Annotated in this window: 12 protein-coding genes and 1 pseudogene; 1 reads left to right on the top strand and 12 read right to left on the bottom strand. The window is 38.0% G+C overall.

The annotated features are described in order from the left end of the window. Positions 1 to 2 precede the first annotated feature (2 nt). The 4 genes and pseudogenes from NSU13_RS03985 to NSU13_RS03970 all read right to left on the bottom strand — a co-directional run bounded on the left by NSU13_RS03985 (position 3) and on the right by NSU13_RS03970 (position 8,325). Positions 3 to 815: pseudogene (locus NSU13_RS03985) on the bottom strand (leucine-rich repeat domain-containing protein). A gap of 361 nt (positions 816 to 1,176) precedes the next feature. Then, positions 1,177 to 1,560 carry a hypothetical protein gene (locus NSU13_RS03980; RefSeq protein ID WP_342489879.1) on the bottom strand — a complete coding sequence of 128 codons (384 nt, stop codon included), beginning with the start codon at positions 1,558 to 1,560 and terminating at the stop codon, positions 1,177 to 1,179. Beyond that, entirely contained in the window at positions 1,553 to 2,155 is a 603-nt protein-coding gene (locus NSU13_RS03975) for a class D sortase (protein ID WP_342489878.1), read from the bottom strand. The genes NSU13_RS03980 and NSU13_RS03975 overlap by 8 nt, the downstream gene beginning before the upstream one ends. A 17-nt stretch (positions 2,156 to 2,172) precedes the next feature. Next, the gene (locus NSU13_RS03970; RefSeq protein WP_342489877.1) at positions 2,173 to 8,325 is read right to left on the bottom strand and encodes a SpaA isopeptide-forming pilin-related protein; all 6,153 of its coding nucleotides are present in this window, start codon (positions 8,323 to 8,325) and stop codon (positions 2,173 to 2,175) included. Positions 8,326 to 9,025: 700 nt separating this feature from the next. Between NSU13_RS03970 and NSU13_RS03965 the strand changes: the two genes are divergently transcribed. Beyond that, positions 9,026 to 10,534, top strand: coding sequence for a helix-turn-helix domain-containing protein (locus NSU13_RS03965; protein WP_034283723.1), 1,509 nt, complete (start codon positions 9,026 to 9,028; stop codon positions 10,532 to 10,534). A gap of 53 nt (positions 10,535 to 10,587) precedes the next feature. On the opposite strand, the gene NSU13_RS03960 is transcribed toward NSU13_RS03965, so the two are convergent. The 8 genes from NSU13_RS03960 to NSU13_RS03925 form a co-directional block, all read right to left on the bottom strand. Then, the gene (locus tag NSU13_RS03960; protein ID WP_024425245.1) at positions 10,588 to 10,869 is read right to left on the bottom strand and encodes a hypothetical protein; all 282 of its coding nucleotides are present in this window, start codon (positions 10,867 to 10,869) and stop codon (positions 10,588 to 10,590) included. A gap of 333 nt (positions 10,870 to 11,202) precedes the next feature. Then, the gene (locus NSU13_RS03955; protein WP_284384717.1) at positions 11,203 to 12,486 is read right to left on the bottom strand and encodes a hypothetical protein; all 1,284 of its coding nucleotides are present in this window, start codon (positions 12,484 to 12,486) and stop codon (positions 11,203 to 11,205) included. A 23-nt stretch (positions 12,487 to 12,509) separates the two neighbouring features. Continuing rightward, complete coding sequence (locus NSU13_RS03950; RefSeq protein ID WP_034283720.1) at positions 12,510 to 13,079, bottom strand: hypothetical protein; 570 nt, start codon at positions 13,077 to 13,079, stop codon at positions 12,510 to 12,512. Between the two features lie 226 nt (positions 13,080 to 13,305). Continuing rightward, a complete protein-coding gene (locus NSU13_RS03945; RefSeq protein ID WP_342489876.1) occupies positions 13,306 to 14,490 on the bottom strand; it encodes a DUF1835 domain-containing protein in 1,185 nt (394 codons plus the stop codon). A gap of 250 nt (positions 14,491 to 14,740) precedes the next feature. Further along, complete coding sequence (locus tag NSU13_RS03940) at positions 14,741 to 15,928, bottom strand: MFS transporter (protein ID WP_342489875.1); 1,188 nt, start codon at positions 15,926 to 15,928, stop codon at positions 14,741 to 14,743. A 33-nt stretch (positions 15,929 to 15,961) separates the two neighbouring features. Next, positions 15,962 to 16,771, bottom strand: coding sequence for a MerR family transcriptional regulator (locus tag NSU13_RS03935; protein WP_342489874.1), 810 nt, complete (start codon positions 16,769 to 16,771; stop codon positions 15,962 to 15,964). A gap of 398 nt (positions 16,772 to 17,169) precedes the next feature. Further along, positions 17,170 to 17,565: a hypothetical protein gene (locus tag NSU13_RS03930; RefSeq protein ID WP_231293961.1), complete on the bottom strand. Its 396-nt coding sequence runs from the start codon at positions 17,563 to 17,565 to the stop codon at positions 17,170 to 17,172. Positions 17,566 to 17,604: 39 nt separating this feature from the next. Continuing rightward, positions 17,605 to 18,015, bottom strand: a complete 411-nt coding sequence (locus NSU13_RS03925) for a DUF6508 domain-containing protein (protein WP_342489873.1) — start codon at positions 18,013 to 18,015, stop codon at positions 17,605 to 17,607. Positions 18,016 to 18,088 lie beyond the last annotated feature (73 nt).

The raw sequence follows: 18,088 nt of genomic DNA, 5'->3' as shown, positions 1-18,088 counted from the left end.
AGTTAATTTATATACTTTTCTTGGTACGCTTTAAATTGTTCTTCGTATTTTTGCAGCTTTGCCCCATCAACTTTTGAATTTAATTTCGGTTTTCGCTTTCCAATCACCATCACATCTTTATCTACAATAGGACTTGATAAAAAGATGTATGGCGCAAAACGATCACACTTCGTATTTGGGAGGGTTACGGATAACCTGGCATATTCTTCTGTCGGGAATTGGTTCGAAATTTCAAGTTCCTTGAGTCCCACTAATTCCGATATCGGCTCTAAAGACTCGTCCTTCACTTTTATATTTGATAAACACAGATATGTTAAATTCTTGAGGTATCTTAAAGGTTGAAGAGTATTTAAGTTTAATGAATTAAAAAGACCGCCTGACAATTATAACCATTCTAAATCAGTTTTTTTCTGCAAAGGGGCTATGTCATTCAACTTTGAAAAATCTGTTATGGATAAAGTTTTTAAAAAAGTGTTTTTTGATAAATCCCATAAACTTTGTGCCTTTGTATTCCATTCAAGTGCCAATACCTCAACATCTTTAAGAGAACTGATGATTGATAAATCTTCTACTCTCAGTTCACGCATATAGAGCATTTTGGGATTAACTAAGCTCAAGATCGTATTGAATTCCTTTTGGTTCACTTTGTAAATCCACAATTTCGTCAAATTAGAAAAAGATTTCAATCTTTCAATATTTTTTGTTTTTCCTGTGATTAACAACTCAGTGGAATTTTCATCTACATTGGCTAAATCATGAGCAACTTCTGGTCGTTTATCATGATGAAAAATATATTGGGGGTCTTCTTTTAGCATCCTTCTACCTCCACACCTATAATTAGGGAATATCTAAATAAATTTTATCAGTATTTTGGAGTCAACACATTATTATCTTTAGCACTTTCTGATATTTCTTCTGAAGAAACAGGGGAAGGGATAAAAACTAGATGATCTTCTTTGGTCGTCAATCGTGATTATGACCTCTGTTTTCAATCCATTTTATAAAATCTTTATCATCCAAAATATGGAGCAGTCATTGGAGACTATCTGCTAGGCAGCGGACTTCTACCAATTGATATGCTAATTTTAGTAGATAATAAAGTTAGTAAAATGCCTATATATAAATAAAAGAACTCTAATTCTTATCCGAATTAGAGTCCTCATGATATGACTGATTTTATTTTTCTACCTTAAAATCGAACCCGTTCATCAAAGCCTCTTTTTTTATTTCTCGTTTAATGGGTATCTTGCTGCTCAAGCAAGAAATCCATTGCGTAATCGATTCGCCTTTCTCATCCAATAAAAAGTACACAATCAAAGGCTCTCCAAAAGCTGCTGTCTGCTGCGCGAACAAAACACAGGTGAATTTTTCAATACCAACTGGCAGCTTTCTTTTTAATAAAGGGTGGAGAATAGGCGAAGCCCGAATTGTATCTACATCAACATCCCAACGTTCGTTTTTTAAAGTTGGATAATGCTCTGATAACAATTGGTGTAACATGCTGGTCGTGAGCGCTGCTTTTCCATCGTATCCATCATTTATTATGTTGGTGTTATACATCCGATGGCTGCTCACCCTTTGAAGCGTTGATTCGTATTCCTTTTAAGACAAATCGTTTCTGACCATCAAGTGTACAAGTGATCAATGTCAGTTCATTTTTCCCGCGATCCTTTAGTACATCCACATCCGTCGGTTCAATCGTAGCTGAGCTGACAATTTTATATTCGTATGTTTCCGCTTGATGATGTAAGACGACCTTTTCTCCTTTCGGCACCTCTGGCAGCTGCCTGAAAAGCCGGTCGCCTCTATACCCTCTATGCCCTGCAATCGTGAAATTCCCTTCACCTGGCATTTGATGAGATTTAATTTGAGTCAGTGCAATACCTAAATTTTCTTTTGTTGTAACAGGAAGCACTTTTTCGTTTAAATCAATTGACGGGATCTCTAGCTCCATCACATCTCGCAGGTCTTCTTCTGACACAGTTAGATGTGGAACAGTAGAAAGAGCATCACTGTCATTTTCTTCAATCATCTTTAATGCCTGTTCCATTGCCGCTGTCTCTTGAGAAGTTCGCCACTCATATAGAAAAGGAACGGAGATGAGCATTAGCCCCGCGACCACCAAAAAGCTGCCTAATAAGGTTCTTTTTTTCATCAATACACTCCTTCCTTTTACTGAATGGTTCTTCTTCTAAGAACAAGGAGAACAGTTCCAGACACTACTAGTAAAATCCCTGCATACATCATATAACGCAGCCATTCTTCTCCAGTCTTTGGCAGCTCACCGTTTGAGTCATGAGGCGGATGCTGATCCCCTTTATCTGAAGCTGGAGGATTCGTGTGATCCTCTTCATTCTTCACTGGTGCATTTTTCACAATCATTGTCTTGATCTCCACTTCGCCCATTTGAATTGTAAAAGCGAGCGGCTTCTTTAAAGCTACATAACCATCTGGTGCTTTCGTCTCTGTGAGTATATATTCTCCAGGTGTAAGCCCTTTGACAATCGCTTCTCCGTCTTTTCCTGTTGTCACAGATTTTATGGTTTTCCCGGCTTTTGTACGAATGTCAAAGGCTGCCCCTTTTAAGGTTCTATCTGTCTGCTGGTCTACCTTTATGATACGCAGACTTCCTAAGATCAAGTGATTCTTCGCTGTTAATTGAAGCGGCTTCTGCTGATTTTTCTCAATTGTGAATAGGATCGGCTGATGATCCAATTCATAGCCATGAGGTGCTTTCGTTTCAACGAATTGATATTGTCCCGGTTTTAAATCGTTGATGTGAAGCTTGCCTTTTTGGTCCGTTACAAGTGATTTCTTCAACGTTTTTCCTTCTTTACTCAGAAGAGCAAACTCTGCATTTTCCAGCGTATGTCCCTCATCATCCACTTTGGTCAGTTCCACTGCTCCCGGCGTCAGCTTGTTAATCATTTCTACTTTTGCTGGTTTGTCTTGACCTAATCGAATCGTAAAGGTGACAGGTGTCTGATCCAATTCATAGCCGGCAATGCTTGCTGTTTCGACAAATCGATAGGTGCCTGGCTTCAGTTGATCGACTGTTAGTTGACCGTTTTTATCTGTCTTTAAGTCTTTCTTTATACGTTGATCATGCTCATCAAGCAGATCGAAGGTCACTCCATTGAGCAACTGACCATCTTCTCCTTTTTTCTGAAGCTGCACAGCACTTGTCGTCCGAATATTTTCTTTTGTCACTTTCACCAGTTGTTTAGGATTGAAATCAATCTTAAAGTCTACTGGTTCTGCATCAAGTTTATGTCCAAAAGGAGCCTTCGTTTCAACCAATTGGTAAGCGCCTGGTTTCAAATCGTTGACACTGATAATGCCTTTCTCATTGGTTGTTAAACCTGACATCAATTCTTTACCATCGTCATTGAAAAGGGTAAATTCTGCGCCTTTCAGTCTCTCTTTTTCTTCCCCTATTTTGGTGAGTTCTACAGAACCTTTCTTGAGCTGATTGATGGCCTCCACTTGAATCAATTCTTTTTGACCTAATTCAACTTGAAAGGCAAGTGGTTTCTTACTCAATTCATAGCCTTCAAGACTCTTTCTTTCAACAAATTGATAGGTTCCAGGTTTTAAACCTGTGAAGGTGATCTTTCCATCCTGATTGGTTGTAATCCCTTCTCCTCCTGCCACTATCTTTCCTTTGGCATCAGATAGGTCAAAGACAACTCCTTCTAATGATTTCCCATCTTCTCCTTTTTTGTGTAACAGCACTCCGCCTGTAGTGCGGCTATTTTCTTTTGTCACACTGACCAGCTTCTCAGGGTTAAATGGAATAGCAAAAGTGACAGGTGTTTCGTCAAGCTCATGACCGAATGGAGCCTTCGTTTCAACAAACTGATAGGTTCCAGGTTTCAGATCGTTGACGATGATCTTCCCGTTCTGATCAGTGACGAGACCTGTTTTTATCTCTTTTCCATTTGCATCTACAAGCTTAAATTCGGCTCCTTCAAGCACATCATCCTTTTCACCGAGCTTTGTGAGCTGGACAGCTCCAGTTTTAAGATCATTGATCACTTTGATCTCTGCTGGTGTTTTTTGTGCGACTTCGATGGTAAACGGATAAGGTTTATTTTTCTTTTCGTAACCATCAATACTCTCTGTCTCTACGAGCTGATATTTGCCCGGTTTGAGGTTATCGACAAAAAGCTTCCCATCTTCATCTGTTGTCAAATCTTTACGCACAACTTCGTCATTTTGATCCGTGACTTCAAAGCGAACACCTTGAAGTTTCTCGCCATCTTCCCCTTCTTTCATCACTTCTAATGCACTTGTTTCATATAGGTTCTTTTGCGAAATGACGACTGGTTCCTTTGGATCAAGTGGTACTTCAAATTTGATTGGTGTTTCATCTAACACATAACCATCTGGTGCTTTTGTTTCAATGAGCTGATACGTACCCGGTCTTAGTTCGTTTATCGTGATCTTGCCATTTTCTCCTGTGACAAGCGAACCTTTTAACTCATGCCCGTCTTGATCTAATAGCTTGAACTGTGCACCTTCTAGTCTCTCTCCGCCTTCACCTATTTTGCTCAATTCTGCAGAGCCTTTGATGATGTCATTTACGGCGGTTACAGTTGTTGTTTCTGTTTGATTTTCTTTAATGGTGAACGGCCATTTTTGCTGATTTAATTGATAGCCTTTCGGTGCGTTTGTCTCCACAAAATAATAGGAACCTGGCTCAAGATGTTTGAAAAGAATTTCTCCTTTTTCGTCCGTTTTCAAATGGGTTTGGACGGTCTCTCCAGATTCATTTTTCAGTTCAAATTCTGCATTCTCTAATGCAGCACCTGTCTCTTTGTCTTTTTTCATTAATTTGACATGCTGGCGTATTTCTTGGTTCTGCACCGTCATGCTATTTCCTGTTTTCGCTTGATCTCCTGATTCGTAAGGCTGATCAATCGTTACATGGATCGGTTCCTTCGTCTTAATATAACCATCAGGTGCTTTCTCTTCTGTCACGATATAGTCACCATACAGAAGACGATCAAATCGAAGAGCTCCTTCTTCATCTGTTGCCTTTGTTCCAATGACGATACCACTCGCAGCATCTGTCAGAGAAAAGCTTGCTCCTTTTAGCGCTTTTCCAGTACTTGCATCTACCTTTTTAATGGTTAAAGCACCAATCGCTCCTGTGCCATCTCCCATGCCAGCTGTGCGTTTGACCACAATTGAGGCTTCGGATTCCTTTTTGATTTCTTTTACATTTTCACCTCTAAACGTTACTTCGTTTTGAAGTGTACTTCCCACTTTATCTAAAATGAGAGATTGGTATTCTAAAATATATGGTCTCGTGATTTCTTCTTTAAATTTAATTTGAAAAGAATCTGGATCGAATTCAAGGTCTAGCTCATAATCCTTCCCTTTTTCCAGCTCTTCTCCTTTTGCCACTTGCCCCTTTTCATCTATTGTCGTCGAATAGAGATGAAATGAGTTTTCTATTATGGCTTGGTTACTGCTTGGATGATCTATAATCGTCGCATCTTGGACAGTTGATTGACCAAAGTTGATATTCAGTTTCCAATCAATGACTTTCCCTTGTTGATTTCCTGATTTGCTCGTGTATTTCCCTCCATTTGGAATGGACACTACAGCATTCACGTCTGATTCTTTTGTCTGTCCATCATAAAGGGTCGCCTTATTATCGTAGGTTTTCTGTACTAAATCCATTCCTTCAACACTTGTTTGATACGTGATTTTGTATGGGGAATCAATGGCTTTTTTGAAAATGACTTCGAAGCCTGTTTCTCCCTTTTCATTTTCAAGGAATTTGATGTCATAATGTTCTTTCGCTAATACCTCTTTTTCTTCTGCTCCATTTTCCCCGCCTTGTAAATCAAGCGAGTAAACGGTGATTGAATCTTTAAGCAAACGCTGATTTCCTTGAATGAAATCCTCGATTTTCGCCTCTTCTAAATGTTTCAAGTTATAGTTCACACCGATATTCCATGTGATCTCTTTTTTCTTTGCATCATAAGTTCCGTTCTTGAATCCATTTGACTGCGTGTATGTGTCAGGCGTGAAGATAGATTGATTTTCCTTCGTCAAATCCTTGCCATCTTCATTTACCCATTCAAGCTTTACATGATTACGCAGGTTCTTTTGATCCTTATCTGCTCTTTTTTCATAATCAAAAGCCGTTGTATATGTGACGGTATGTTCTGTGTTTATTTCTTTCATAAATTGAATATCAAATCCATTTGCATGTTCAACGATTAGATAGTCTGTGCCTTCTTCAAGCACTGAATTGCCTGTCGTTACTTTTAAACTATCTTTTTGCAGCGTCAATCCTTCGTTTGTAAACGTATCTTTTAATATTAGATTGTTCATCGTTTGTTGATCTTTGTTGAAGGTGATACGCCATGGAATGGTCTTGTTCTTGTAATTCGGTGTTCCATGACTTTTCGTTAGGATTTGCTGGTCAATTCTTTGCTTCCCTTGTTTGCTCTCTTTGCCAGCTGTTACCGTATTGATAATCTCTTCAGCTTCAAAAATCCGCTCGGCTGCTTTCGTTTGATAGGTGATGAGATAAGCTGATTGAATATCTTGATTGAATTGCAAGGTAAACCCGTTTTGTTCATCCTTTTTTTGAGGTTGAACTACATAATTTTCAAACGCTTTAGTCCCTGCTTCGTTGCCATTTTGATCAATTGTGACTTCTTTGACTTGAAATGAATCAGAAATCAGCGCCTGTGTGCCGTTAAAGTAGTCTTCTAACAAAGCGTCCTTTTGAGCCAGCTTTTTTTCGTTATAGTTATATCGAATTTCCCATGTAATTGTTTGTGTGACTGGATCGTAGTGAGCGGCTTTTTTATTTAAAGGACTGCCTCTTGTCACATTCACTGTTCCTTCTGCTGAACTGATCACTTTATCACCAGAAACAAGGGACGCTTTATTACGAAATGCAGATTGATCCTGATTCGTAATATCCGTTTCATACATTAAACGGTAAGCTAGATGAACGTCATCTTTAAATTCAATCGTGAAATCTTGACCATCTGCTGTTTGGCCGATTGTGTAGTGGTTTTCGTCAAGCAGCTGACCAATCGATGTTTCGCCATTTAGCTTTGTATCAATACGATAAAGCTTAATTGAATCTTTTTTCAACGCCTGACCTTCTTGAATCGGATCTAACAGTTTCGCTTGTTTCACATCTTCTAAATCCATATTAAAATCTACTGTCCATTGAATGGTTTCAGCATTGTAAGTTCGATTTGGTTCTCCCTTTTTAGAGACATTTGGGCCATTTGGAATGTATTTAATCGGGATGGATATTTTATCCTTTCCTTCAATCGGGGTAATGACCACTTCTTTTTCTTCAGTAATGACAGTTTTTTTATCTAATTGCGTCCACACTTGAAGTGTTCCATGAATATTTGAATATTGTTTAATAAAATCAGTGAACTCGATGGAGGCATTTCCGCTTTCATCTACAGAAAAATAACCAATGGTTGCCTGATTAAATTTCATCTCAAGACGATCGATTTTTTCATAAATCACTAATTCCTCTGGAACCTTGAAATGGAATTCATCCCCGCCATTATAGCTATGACCGTTCGGGATGGCCCACTCATAGTTAATGGAAATCAGTGAGTTGATATCAGGCTTTTCAACTGAATTTCCTTCCTGATCTTCAAATATTAATTTCGCATCAGTGAGGAGATTTTCTTGTATCAGCATTTGTTTTGAAACACTTTGCAGCCCTGCACGCTTGGACACGCTCACTTTGTTTTTTAGTAATTCATCTTCATCGTTTTGTTTCGTTTGAGCGGCTTCTTGATTGTTAGAAGCTTTATCTTTCTCAGATGAGATTGAGTCATCTTTTGGAAGGCTTTCTTCACCCTTATTTTGCTTTGTTTTCTCTTCTTGCTGAGTTATACTGGTGACATCGATGTCAATTGACCCTTCTAAATTTGGATCGATCTCGACATCTTCTTTAAATGTCACCGTCACTTCATTTTCTTTTGAAACGGTATACTCGCCAACAGTTATGTCACCCACAGTAATGGGTTCCTTCTGCTCCTTCTCTACCTGGATGGCTGAAGGAAGAGTGAGAACATACGGATATTGTTTTTTTAGATCAATTCCTTTTATAGACCAATGTACAGTGGCCTTTCTTACTTGCTGATCTTCCATGCTTGATAACTTATTGCCTTCGCTATCAGCAAACTCAATATCCCCATAAATGTTTTCTTGAATTTCTTTTGCTTGTGCCCCTGCTAAAGGCAAGATTCCTAATATACTAGACTGTATGACTAGCACTGTAATGAGTGCCAGCGACAATATTCTTTTCAATACATCCACCCTTTTCTAAAATTAATTTTCAACAACGATAAAAAAAATCATTCGTATACTGTCAGATCAATCACTCCGCTTCTGATCAATATTTTCTAAAAATTGCACCTTAAGACCCTATGAATAAAATGAGTTGATCAATCATGAGCTTGAAAGGTCATCATGAGTAGTGGTTAGAGTAACTGGATTGGGGTCTATAGAAATGGGGAATAGTGAGAGGATCGTGAAAAGATTAAATGTGAATTTTATATTTATACTGGAATGAACAATAAACGATGTGTACATGCATATATAAGCATGTATTCACATATGGTTCGTTCATATGAAGAAACAAGCATGTATCATATCGTATGTAAGGTGAGTCAGTTCAGCATTATATAAATCGCATTCCTTTCTACTCCCTTTCATATGGTAATCAAAAAGCTGCTGCGTTTTATTCTTACATTTACCGTTTCAACAGCAAAAAAATAAACAAAATGATCCATTTTTATAGGATTAATGGATCACTTATAACCTTTTAAAAGAAAAATATGGAGAATCAACGAATAACATTTGTTTTTGTCTAATTTTTTTCTCTTTTATCATTAAAAGTGAAGACAAAACACTTTAGCTAAACATTACAATCATTTCATGCTATATTGAGAACAAAACGTTCTTTATGATGACTTCATCATATAGAGGCAAGCCAAGGGAAGGAGTTAGTTGTTTAATGGAGCTTATTGATAATAAATCAAAGAGATGGATAAACATTTTAAAACTGCTTGTATCAAAAGATAAGTGGTGGAGCCTACAAGAGATATCGAATGAACAAATCGGTTCGGTTCGTGCCATTCAAAGCGATTTAGAACAAATGAAGTCGTTCCAAACAGAGAACGGAGAGCCGTTAATCCACATAAAGCCAAGACAAGGCATATCCATTTGTTATACACAGACGATACGAGTCGACTACTATATCAAAGAAATTCTAAAAGATACGATTGAAATTCGATTGATTGACGGCGTTTTCTTTGAACAAAACAGGTCTTTCTATGAATGGATGGACACACTGAATATCAGTAGATCCACATTGTATAACACCATTCATAAAATCAATTCGCTTCTTATCTCGTATGACATTGAGTTACGACCAGATAGTATGCAGTTCCATGGAAATGAGAAGGAAATTCGTCAATTTTTTGTGGAATTTTTGTTTGAAGTCTATGGAAGCAGGCTTTGGCCATTCGATGATATTCAAAAGCAAGATGCAGTTGATTTTTTACAAAAGCTATTTCAGGTGCTCGAAGTCAACCTACCTGATGTGGCTATAGATAAATTTTGCCTATGGCTCGCCGTTTCCATACACCGAGTGAGGAAAAATTTTTCAATACGACGCAATTATAGGTACTCAATGGATAAGGAAAAACAAACAGCTACAGCTAAAGGTATCTATAATCAAATCAAAAACTTGGAAGAACACGTTTGCCAAATGACAAAGGACACTTTTGGTGTTACGTTGGATCGTCACGAATTTGTCTTTTTACTGTTGATTGAACCAGCTATTGGCCATTATAAATCAATTGAAACTGTCGAAGAAAAATTGACGTTCTTTCAATCGCATACACCACACCTCTTCGAAGCTATTCATTCCTTTATCAATCAATTGGAGTTGATTTTTCATCAAGAGATAGCTAATCGCAAGGTGATGACACTGATTCTTCTCCAATATTATGTGTATTCTAGGGAAATTACCGTAAGAGATGGATTCCTTTTCAAAAAGAAATCGAGGTATTTATCAGAGGTAAAAAAACAGCTTCCTTACTTCTATTCGAGGATTACTCATATCATTCAAGAGTTAAAAACAGACGATATACTTGCTTCTTTTGTGAAAAATGAACGAGAATTGATTCGTATCATTACTTCTAACTGGAGGGGGCTTGTTCATTTGGAAATGGATCGGAGAAACGTGTTGAACATTTTTGTCATTTCAACATTAGGTTATAATCATAGTTTGTTGATTGCAGATTTAATTAAATTAAGATTGCCTCCTCTCATTCATATTTTCACAAGTCCAGAAAATACATTAAATGAACTGACAATGGATCGACTTGGGATTGATATGATTGTGACCGATACTGAGCTTCCTAATCAATTAGGACGGTCTACACTGCTGATCAGCTCTTTTCCAACAAAGAAAGAATTGGACAACTTGCACTCAAGATTGGTTGATATGACAAACTAATATTCACAAGAAAAGCTGCTGAGGAGCTCTCAAGCAGCTTTTTTGCTTCTGTATTAATGAAGCGCTATTTGTTCATTCATCAAATCAATGGCGTAAAGCGATTGCTCATATTCATCTAATAAAAGGTAAACTTTGAGCGGTGCAGCGGTTTGATCTGTCTGCTGCGTGAATAGGACACAAGTGAATTTTTCGATTCCTTCTGGCAGCTTGCTTTTCAGAAAAGGATGAAGAATAGGAGAGATTCGAAGGGTATCAACATCTTTCAGCCAAAGCTCATCTTGTAACGCAGGATAATGGTCAACCAAAAACTGACGAAACACTTCCAATGTACTCAAGGTAGATATCCTCACTTTCTTCTATTTATGGCTTTAAGCTTACCTAAAAACAAACATGTTCAACTCATCCTATGATCTTAGTCCGCCTAGTTTCGCTTACTACTAGAGACACGAATTCCTCTAAAAGATTGTAGATCAACTTTACTGCAATGGGTTTTCAATATGTATGACGTTTACTATATGAAATACGAATTCCAACCGATGGACCTATGATCATATTCTTATCTGTTTCTTTCGTGATGAAACGACAACTTCCTTCTACAAAATTCCATTTTTATTCTAAAAAGAGGAAAATAGGCAAAAAAGAACAGCTGCTCACTGTTCTTTTAGAAGTTATGAAAGGTCTGTCAAAGAGAACACTTCACCGCTCACTGCATCAACGCCTTCATGACAGTCGAGCTTTCCGCATAAAACATATTGTTTTTGCACATCGTCATAGACATAGATGGGTGTAAGTTCGAGGCGTTCTCTCAATGTTTCAAAGGCTTCTTTCGGAGATATGGTGATTTCACTAGCTGTTTGAGATGGATTGAGTATCCCGCATACTTGAAACATCTCTTTTTTATCTATGTAATTAATGGCTTCAAAAGTGCTGGCGTCAATGAAGACCTTGATCTTATCCATAAAACCACAGCCTTCTTGCTCATTCGTTTTTAATATCGCTTGGATGTAGCCATGATCACGGTGGAGTGTTTTTAGCACCCACTTCCCTGTATCCTTTGAATATTTTTGCGCCAAAAAGGTTCGAACCGCTTTGATACACGCAGCTTGCTCTTCTTTTGAGATTGGGAAGGTATCTGGTGAAGGCTCCAGTGACAAGGCTTGTTCAGCAGTAATGTCCTCGTTTATATCGATTTCCTTTTTTTCAAAGGCTTTGTTTAACGGTTCATTCCACTCCATGACCTGATACATGTGTATACAATGCGTTTCTTCACGTCCAATTTCAAACGGTATTGTTCCTGTTCCATCGTTCTTGACATAAATTTCTTCTAACGCATATATAGGGCGGATTCGATTCTGCTCGAAGAATGGCCAATCAAACCGCTGCACTTGCTGCTGGGCTAAATCCTCAATCCTATCAATGGAAAGCACATATTCTTCAGTTTTTAGTCGTTTTTTTGCCATAAATGGCCCTCGATGTATATAGTGAATGAGCTGCCCATGTTCATCCCATTTCACTTCGATTCTGCCTGAAGGCGTCACTTTCACACCATCTATTGCTTCTTCGAAAAAAAGTTCCCCTTTCTCCTTTTGATGCATGTGAAAATGCTCACCATAGACCAATCCTGTTTCTTTTTCGATCCATTGAATGACATGAGCTGGATAAGGCCTCTTAAATGTGACACCATTCTTCGCGAAGGTTTTGTCCATGACAAAAATGACCGTTTCAATCTGGCCTGTATTTAAGTTCACGTCAATCACAGCTGTGCCGTCCGGGTTTAGATCATCGTCCTCGGGTTCAGCTTCATGAGAGGGAAACCATTCCATATTCAATGTATAAACCGTTTCATTGAACATATTGACGTAGCGATAAAAACTGTGCCTTTTTAAATAGTAAAGATCTAAACCAAATTTCGCCTTTGTCTGATCGATCAGTTGTTGAATGTTTGCATTCATTTGTTTCACCTCAACATTCTGTTTTATGGAAGAAAAAAGATGACGATAAATCCGAATATGACAATCACTGATAATAATCCTAAAGCCATTGCCATCATGTTTGATTCCTTTGTAAAGCCTTTTAATCCATGCGCTTCCGTCGATCGGTCGATTTTTCTAAAGCGAAAGAGCATGCTTATATTGATAATGGCTAGAGCCATAACAAATAAGAAAATGAGAAACTTAGGTTCTATATGAAAAAATGGATCTTGCATCGTTTGAAAACTAAATGACTGGAAGAACATTAGTCCGCTCAATATCAATTTCCAAATGTTTTCCACTCTTTGTTCTTTCTCCCACTCTTTTCCCAATTTCTCTTTTTCATAAATGGCTACCTGCTCAAATATGGGAATGATAGACTTTGTTGATCCTTTTTTGATCAAGCCGTAAATGCCTTGAAGGAGCATGAAGATTCCTAAACAAAGAAAAAAATATGTAAATTGAATCTCAACTTTTTGAATCAAAACAAAAAAAATCAAGATCATCATGCCAAATAGCAAATTAGAGGTAACTACTTGTTTAGTCCTCATTTTTTTCAGTGCAGCTTGTTCCATGTAATACTCCTCTCCGTTTTAAATGTTTCTGTTGAACGCTCTATCTTTATTACGATTTTACCGAAAAAATGTTTCAATATTTTCCCTTTCCATTGCAGATTCCGTTTTTCTGCGGATCTTAAATTCTTTCATAAATAAAAAATAAGAATTAAACATTCATTTCCCATCAGTTCAACGAATGTCTAATTCTTAGAAAACCTACATTTACTTAATTAATTCTATTGTTTTAAATAAAATATCTCGTCATTTCACTTGGGCTGTATTCAATTTGATACGCAGGAGATAATTCACGTTTCACTTCTTTCGTGATTCGCTCTCCTTCTTGATTAAACTTTCTTTCCATGTCTACGCCATTTGGCAGTAAATCATCGGTTTCTTCGTCAAACCAGCGACCATACTGTATATTCCAATTCCAAATCTTTGAGAAAAGGGTATCGCTTACTGGTATATCATCTCTTTCTAAATGACATTGACAATGCCCGCATTGAAAAGGTTCTCCACCGTAATCTCCTTCAATTTTCACAAAAGGATGATCCACAAACTCTCGACAGCACACCCACTTTTTGAAGTTCTGACCGAACTCTGTCAGTTTAATCGAGTAATAACGCATGAAAGTTCGTTTTCCTTTCATGTCAAAAATCCCCTGATCAATTAATATCTTAAGTCGATACTCAATAAAATCATCCCCGATATACTGATCTAAATGACCAATGACTTCCCCTATCAGGCGTGGAGTTACGATGTACTCCTCTTCTGGCGCGGACTGATGAAGCCGCTTAGCCATTTTCACTAAATAAGCATCAAATTCATCTTCTGGTACGCTGATCGTTTGTCCTTTTTGCCATATCCGCAGCGTATCATTTTCTTTAGCAAATGAAAGCCATTCGTTTTGTAATCTTTCTCTTTCTTCTTTTGTCACTGTGTGAATATGCTCTTTACTCTCGTACAAAATTTTAAATTTTTCAGATGCAATTTCCCCGGAATGTCGAATATCCATTCTTCTTGTATTTGTATTGAACAGCTGATCAAATGCTGTCGTTATATTGATTACAGACAATTCAACCCTTTTTTCTTTTAATAAATAGACGGCATATCGCAAGCCAATTTGCTCATGGGCATTACTGCCTGTCCAGATGAGAATACGACTGCCTGCTTTTATCTCCTTTATTTGTTGAAGCATTTTATGCTGATCGTTGACCAAGTCATCAAAATAGCCAAATTCATTTGACATCACATTACGCAGCCATTCTATACGGTTCGCTTGTCCTTTATGTTCGTGTAAATGTAGAAGTGGTCCAATCGAATAAATATCATCAAAAGCGATGATATCATCTATTTGATCTTGCTTCATTTCACGTACTGCTTGTTTTAAACTACCGGCAGCTGCCGCCCCAAATATGATATGTATCATCATCCGTCTCCCTTTATCTTACAGTTTATTTCATCTTCACCTATTCATGGTTCTTACGTCAATTCTATTGAGTCAATTTCATTCAAAAGTATGACAAGGAGATCAGGTATTTACAGAAGTAATAAAGCAGAACTGCAGAGATAAGAATTTTTATAAAAAAAGCCCACGAAATGGGCCAAGGAACTACCCGAAATAAGCAGTTCCCACAATACAATACTAAATTTGTATGTTCACTAGTGAATCGATCATGTTATCTACCTTGCTCCATCACCTTCAAACTCTTCTGCTGAGAGATTCTGTCAAACGCCACCATCAAGATGGTCATGAGTAAAGCAAGAAGAACCGTTCCAGCGCTGATCCAGCTTAGGTGCAATATAGATGTCCTGCTCAATACAAGCCCTCCTAACCCCGAGCCTAAAGCAAATCCGAATTGAATAAACGATGTATTGACACTTAATGCGATATCAGGAGATTTGGGTACAAGTGTGACGAGATACAGCTGCTGAGCTGGAGATGTGCTCCATGTAGCAATCATCCATATCATGATCACCGCCACCATGACCACGAGATTCCCTGACACAAATGCCAGCAGCATCAGCATGATGATTTGTAGAATAATTCCGGAGAAAATCGTGAATGTTGGGCCTTTTTTATCTGCTGCAACCCCTCCAAGACTGGAGCCCAAAAAGCTGCATATTCCCGCTAGTAATAAAATGCCGCTGATTTCTGTGATGCTAAGGTTTGCTGATTCTTGCAGGAAGGGCGTTAAATAGGTAAATAAGGTGGAGTATCCTCCTACATAGAACAGTGTCACTGCCACTGCCAGCAAAATTCTCTTATCTTTTAATATTGATAATTGCATACCTAGCGTCACCGGTTCTTGTTCTTTCATAGAAGGGATGCGCCTATACACAACAATCAGCAGAATGAGCGTGATCAAGCCGATGGCTGCAAATAATGCTTTCCATCCGATCATGCTGCTTAGAAATGTCCCAATGGGCACACCTAAAACCAAGGAACTGCTTAATCCCATTAAAATGATGCCAATCGCTGTTCCTCTTTTTTCTCGTTCGACAAGACGAGTGGCCACAGCCATTGCCACTACAATGGCCGTCCCTCCACTAATTCCTTGTAAAACCCTTGTCATCAGCACCATTTCAAACGAATGGCTCACACTTGTGATGATATTACTTAAAATAAAAATGATCAGCATCCATGATAATATTTTTCTGCGGTCGATATTGATGGTCAGTGCAATGACAATCGGCGCGCCAATGGCTGCTGAGAGCGCTAATGATGTGACCAATAAACCAGCAGCAGATGTCGTGACCTGTAAATCATCTGCGACCATTTGAATAATTCCTGTAATGATATATTCGATCGTTCCAATTAAAAAGGCTGCTAAAGCAAGTAAATACACAACGGCTTTATTTTTCATAGTCGCTTTTCTCCTTTGGGCAATGTAGACGATTTATAGTTGAATGGGAATTTGAATTTCAATGAGTCTTCCTTCTTCATTTTCAGCCAACGGGTAATAAATCTCTCGGCCCGGCTGATCTTCTTTCACGCGGTATCCGTTATGTTCGATCCATGTCGCCAGGTCAACACAAGCAGTTTGTGCAAATGGAGAATCTGAATGAAATAAGAGCGTCGCCATGGTTTCTTCAGCTGGTAATGTGCGTATTGTGATGCCCTGAGGCAGAGAGCCTCTTATCGCTTTCGCGGAATACCCAACCTCAAATTCGAACTCACTTTCTTTAGCAATTGATTCCCTCCACAGCACGATTTGCGGCTCAGAGTTCAATTCTTGCGGATGTAACAAATGATGAAACGTTTGAAAGAAGGAAGGGATTTCGTCAACAGTTCCGTTGGATTGAAAAGACATGATGTGTTTGCTTTCAACCGATTTGATGATGACCTCTTGTTCTTTTTCAACACACCCCTCTCGTTTGATGAGGTGCATCCGCTCCTTAATACGCGCTAATTTCTGTTGTTCTTTCTCGATCAATTGCTGAATCTCACTCTCTTTCAAGAGAAACATGCCCTGAATCTGCTCGACAGAAATATCTTCACGAAGAAGCTGTCCCATTTGCTTTAACGTAAAACCTAATTCCTTGTATATAAAAATTCGATTGACCTCAAGCAGCTGCTCAGCTGAATAATACCGGTAACCAGAATCTTGATCGATCTGTTTAGGCTTTAATAAATCGATTTGGTCATAATACCTTAAGGTTTTGACAGGGACTTTACTTAACATAGAAAAATCGCCAATCTTGAACATCCTGCATCTCCTCCGTTTTGTTGATCTGATCAAAGTATAAACCTTTCAGTAAAGGGGAAAGTCAATAGAAGAATTTAATATTCATTCGTATTATCATTAGATTAAGTTGAAGAATGCAGACTCCAACTTCGCATTCATTATCTATTAAGCATTCAGTCACCATGAAATAACTGCTGTTACGCAAAAAAACCTAGATTTCTTAAAATCTAGGTTTTGCTAATTTTTTGATTCTGATTACATGCACACAATTCGAGTTACTTTGTAAATTTACATCTATTATCGATTAAAGTTTTTCTAACAATCCCATCTGTTCAACAATCTTTATATCATTCATAAATCGTTGTAAACTTACTTTATGCTCTTTTTTTTGAAAATCTGTTGAATAACCTAAGCATATATTAAAAATACTCTAACCTTTCTCCATTTCCACTATAAAAATAATTCGTCAATACTCCATTATTTTCACTTGCAAGAACCACAACTGTAGCCATCTCTAATCCATATTCTATATCTTCTTTAGAAATCGTTCGATCTTTTTTCTTAGCACTCATGAATTCATGACTATGAATAGAACGAATCCTACCTTCAAGTAAATTGAGTATAGACTTCTTATAAATGACATACACACTGTGAATATGACTTTTATCAGGACAATAGGGATCTTGTAAAATGAACTTTATACGTTCATCTTCTTTTTCAATTTTTATTGCATCAAGTTCATATAATAAAATTTGATCAATTTCTTCTATTTTCATAGGAGGAAAAGTATCGGCTACATCGGTTTTATCTTTCATTTGATCACTCCAACAAATGAAATAAACCGCTCACCGCTCTTACTCCAAACAATCCAATCTTTCAAGACACTTCAACATGTTTCCACTTTTAAAGAAATTGAATATGGCTCCCTCACTAAATCGCTCAGCTCTCACAACCCCCATGATGAGTGCAAGAACACACTGCGCATTTAAATGTGAGAGGTCCACATTCTCGATATCGTTCAATCCACCTTCAATGCCATTTTCTTTGAGGATTTCTCTGTAGCGGATAAGCTCCAGCTCTTGATGTTGTTCCGCAAAGGTATAGACATCTTCGATAAAGTGACGGACCGTTTCGGAATAATGGACAAAAGGCATCTGGATTGGGCGTTCAGCTGTTCCATCATTTTCTTGGTCGATCACCCATTCTCCGATATGGTCCTCGCGGAGCATCGGTATGTATTTTGTTAGACTCTCGAATTGGCTCATCTTTATCCTCCTCTATTCATTCATATGGTTTACTCTGATCGACACCTATGGATCAGTATAAAAAAAATCCGTG

It is taken from the genome of Bacillus sp. FSL M8-0049 (genome assembly GCF_038593355.1).
Classification (GTDB): domain Bacteria; phylum Bacillota; class Bacilli; order Bacillales; family Bacillaceae; genus Bacillus; species Bacillus safensis.
Note: the sequence above shows the minus strand (reverse complement) of the source record. Positions and strands in the feature narration are given on the sequence as shown.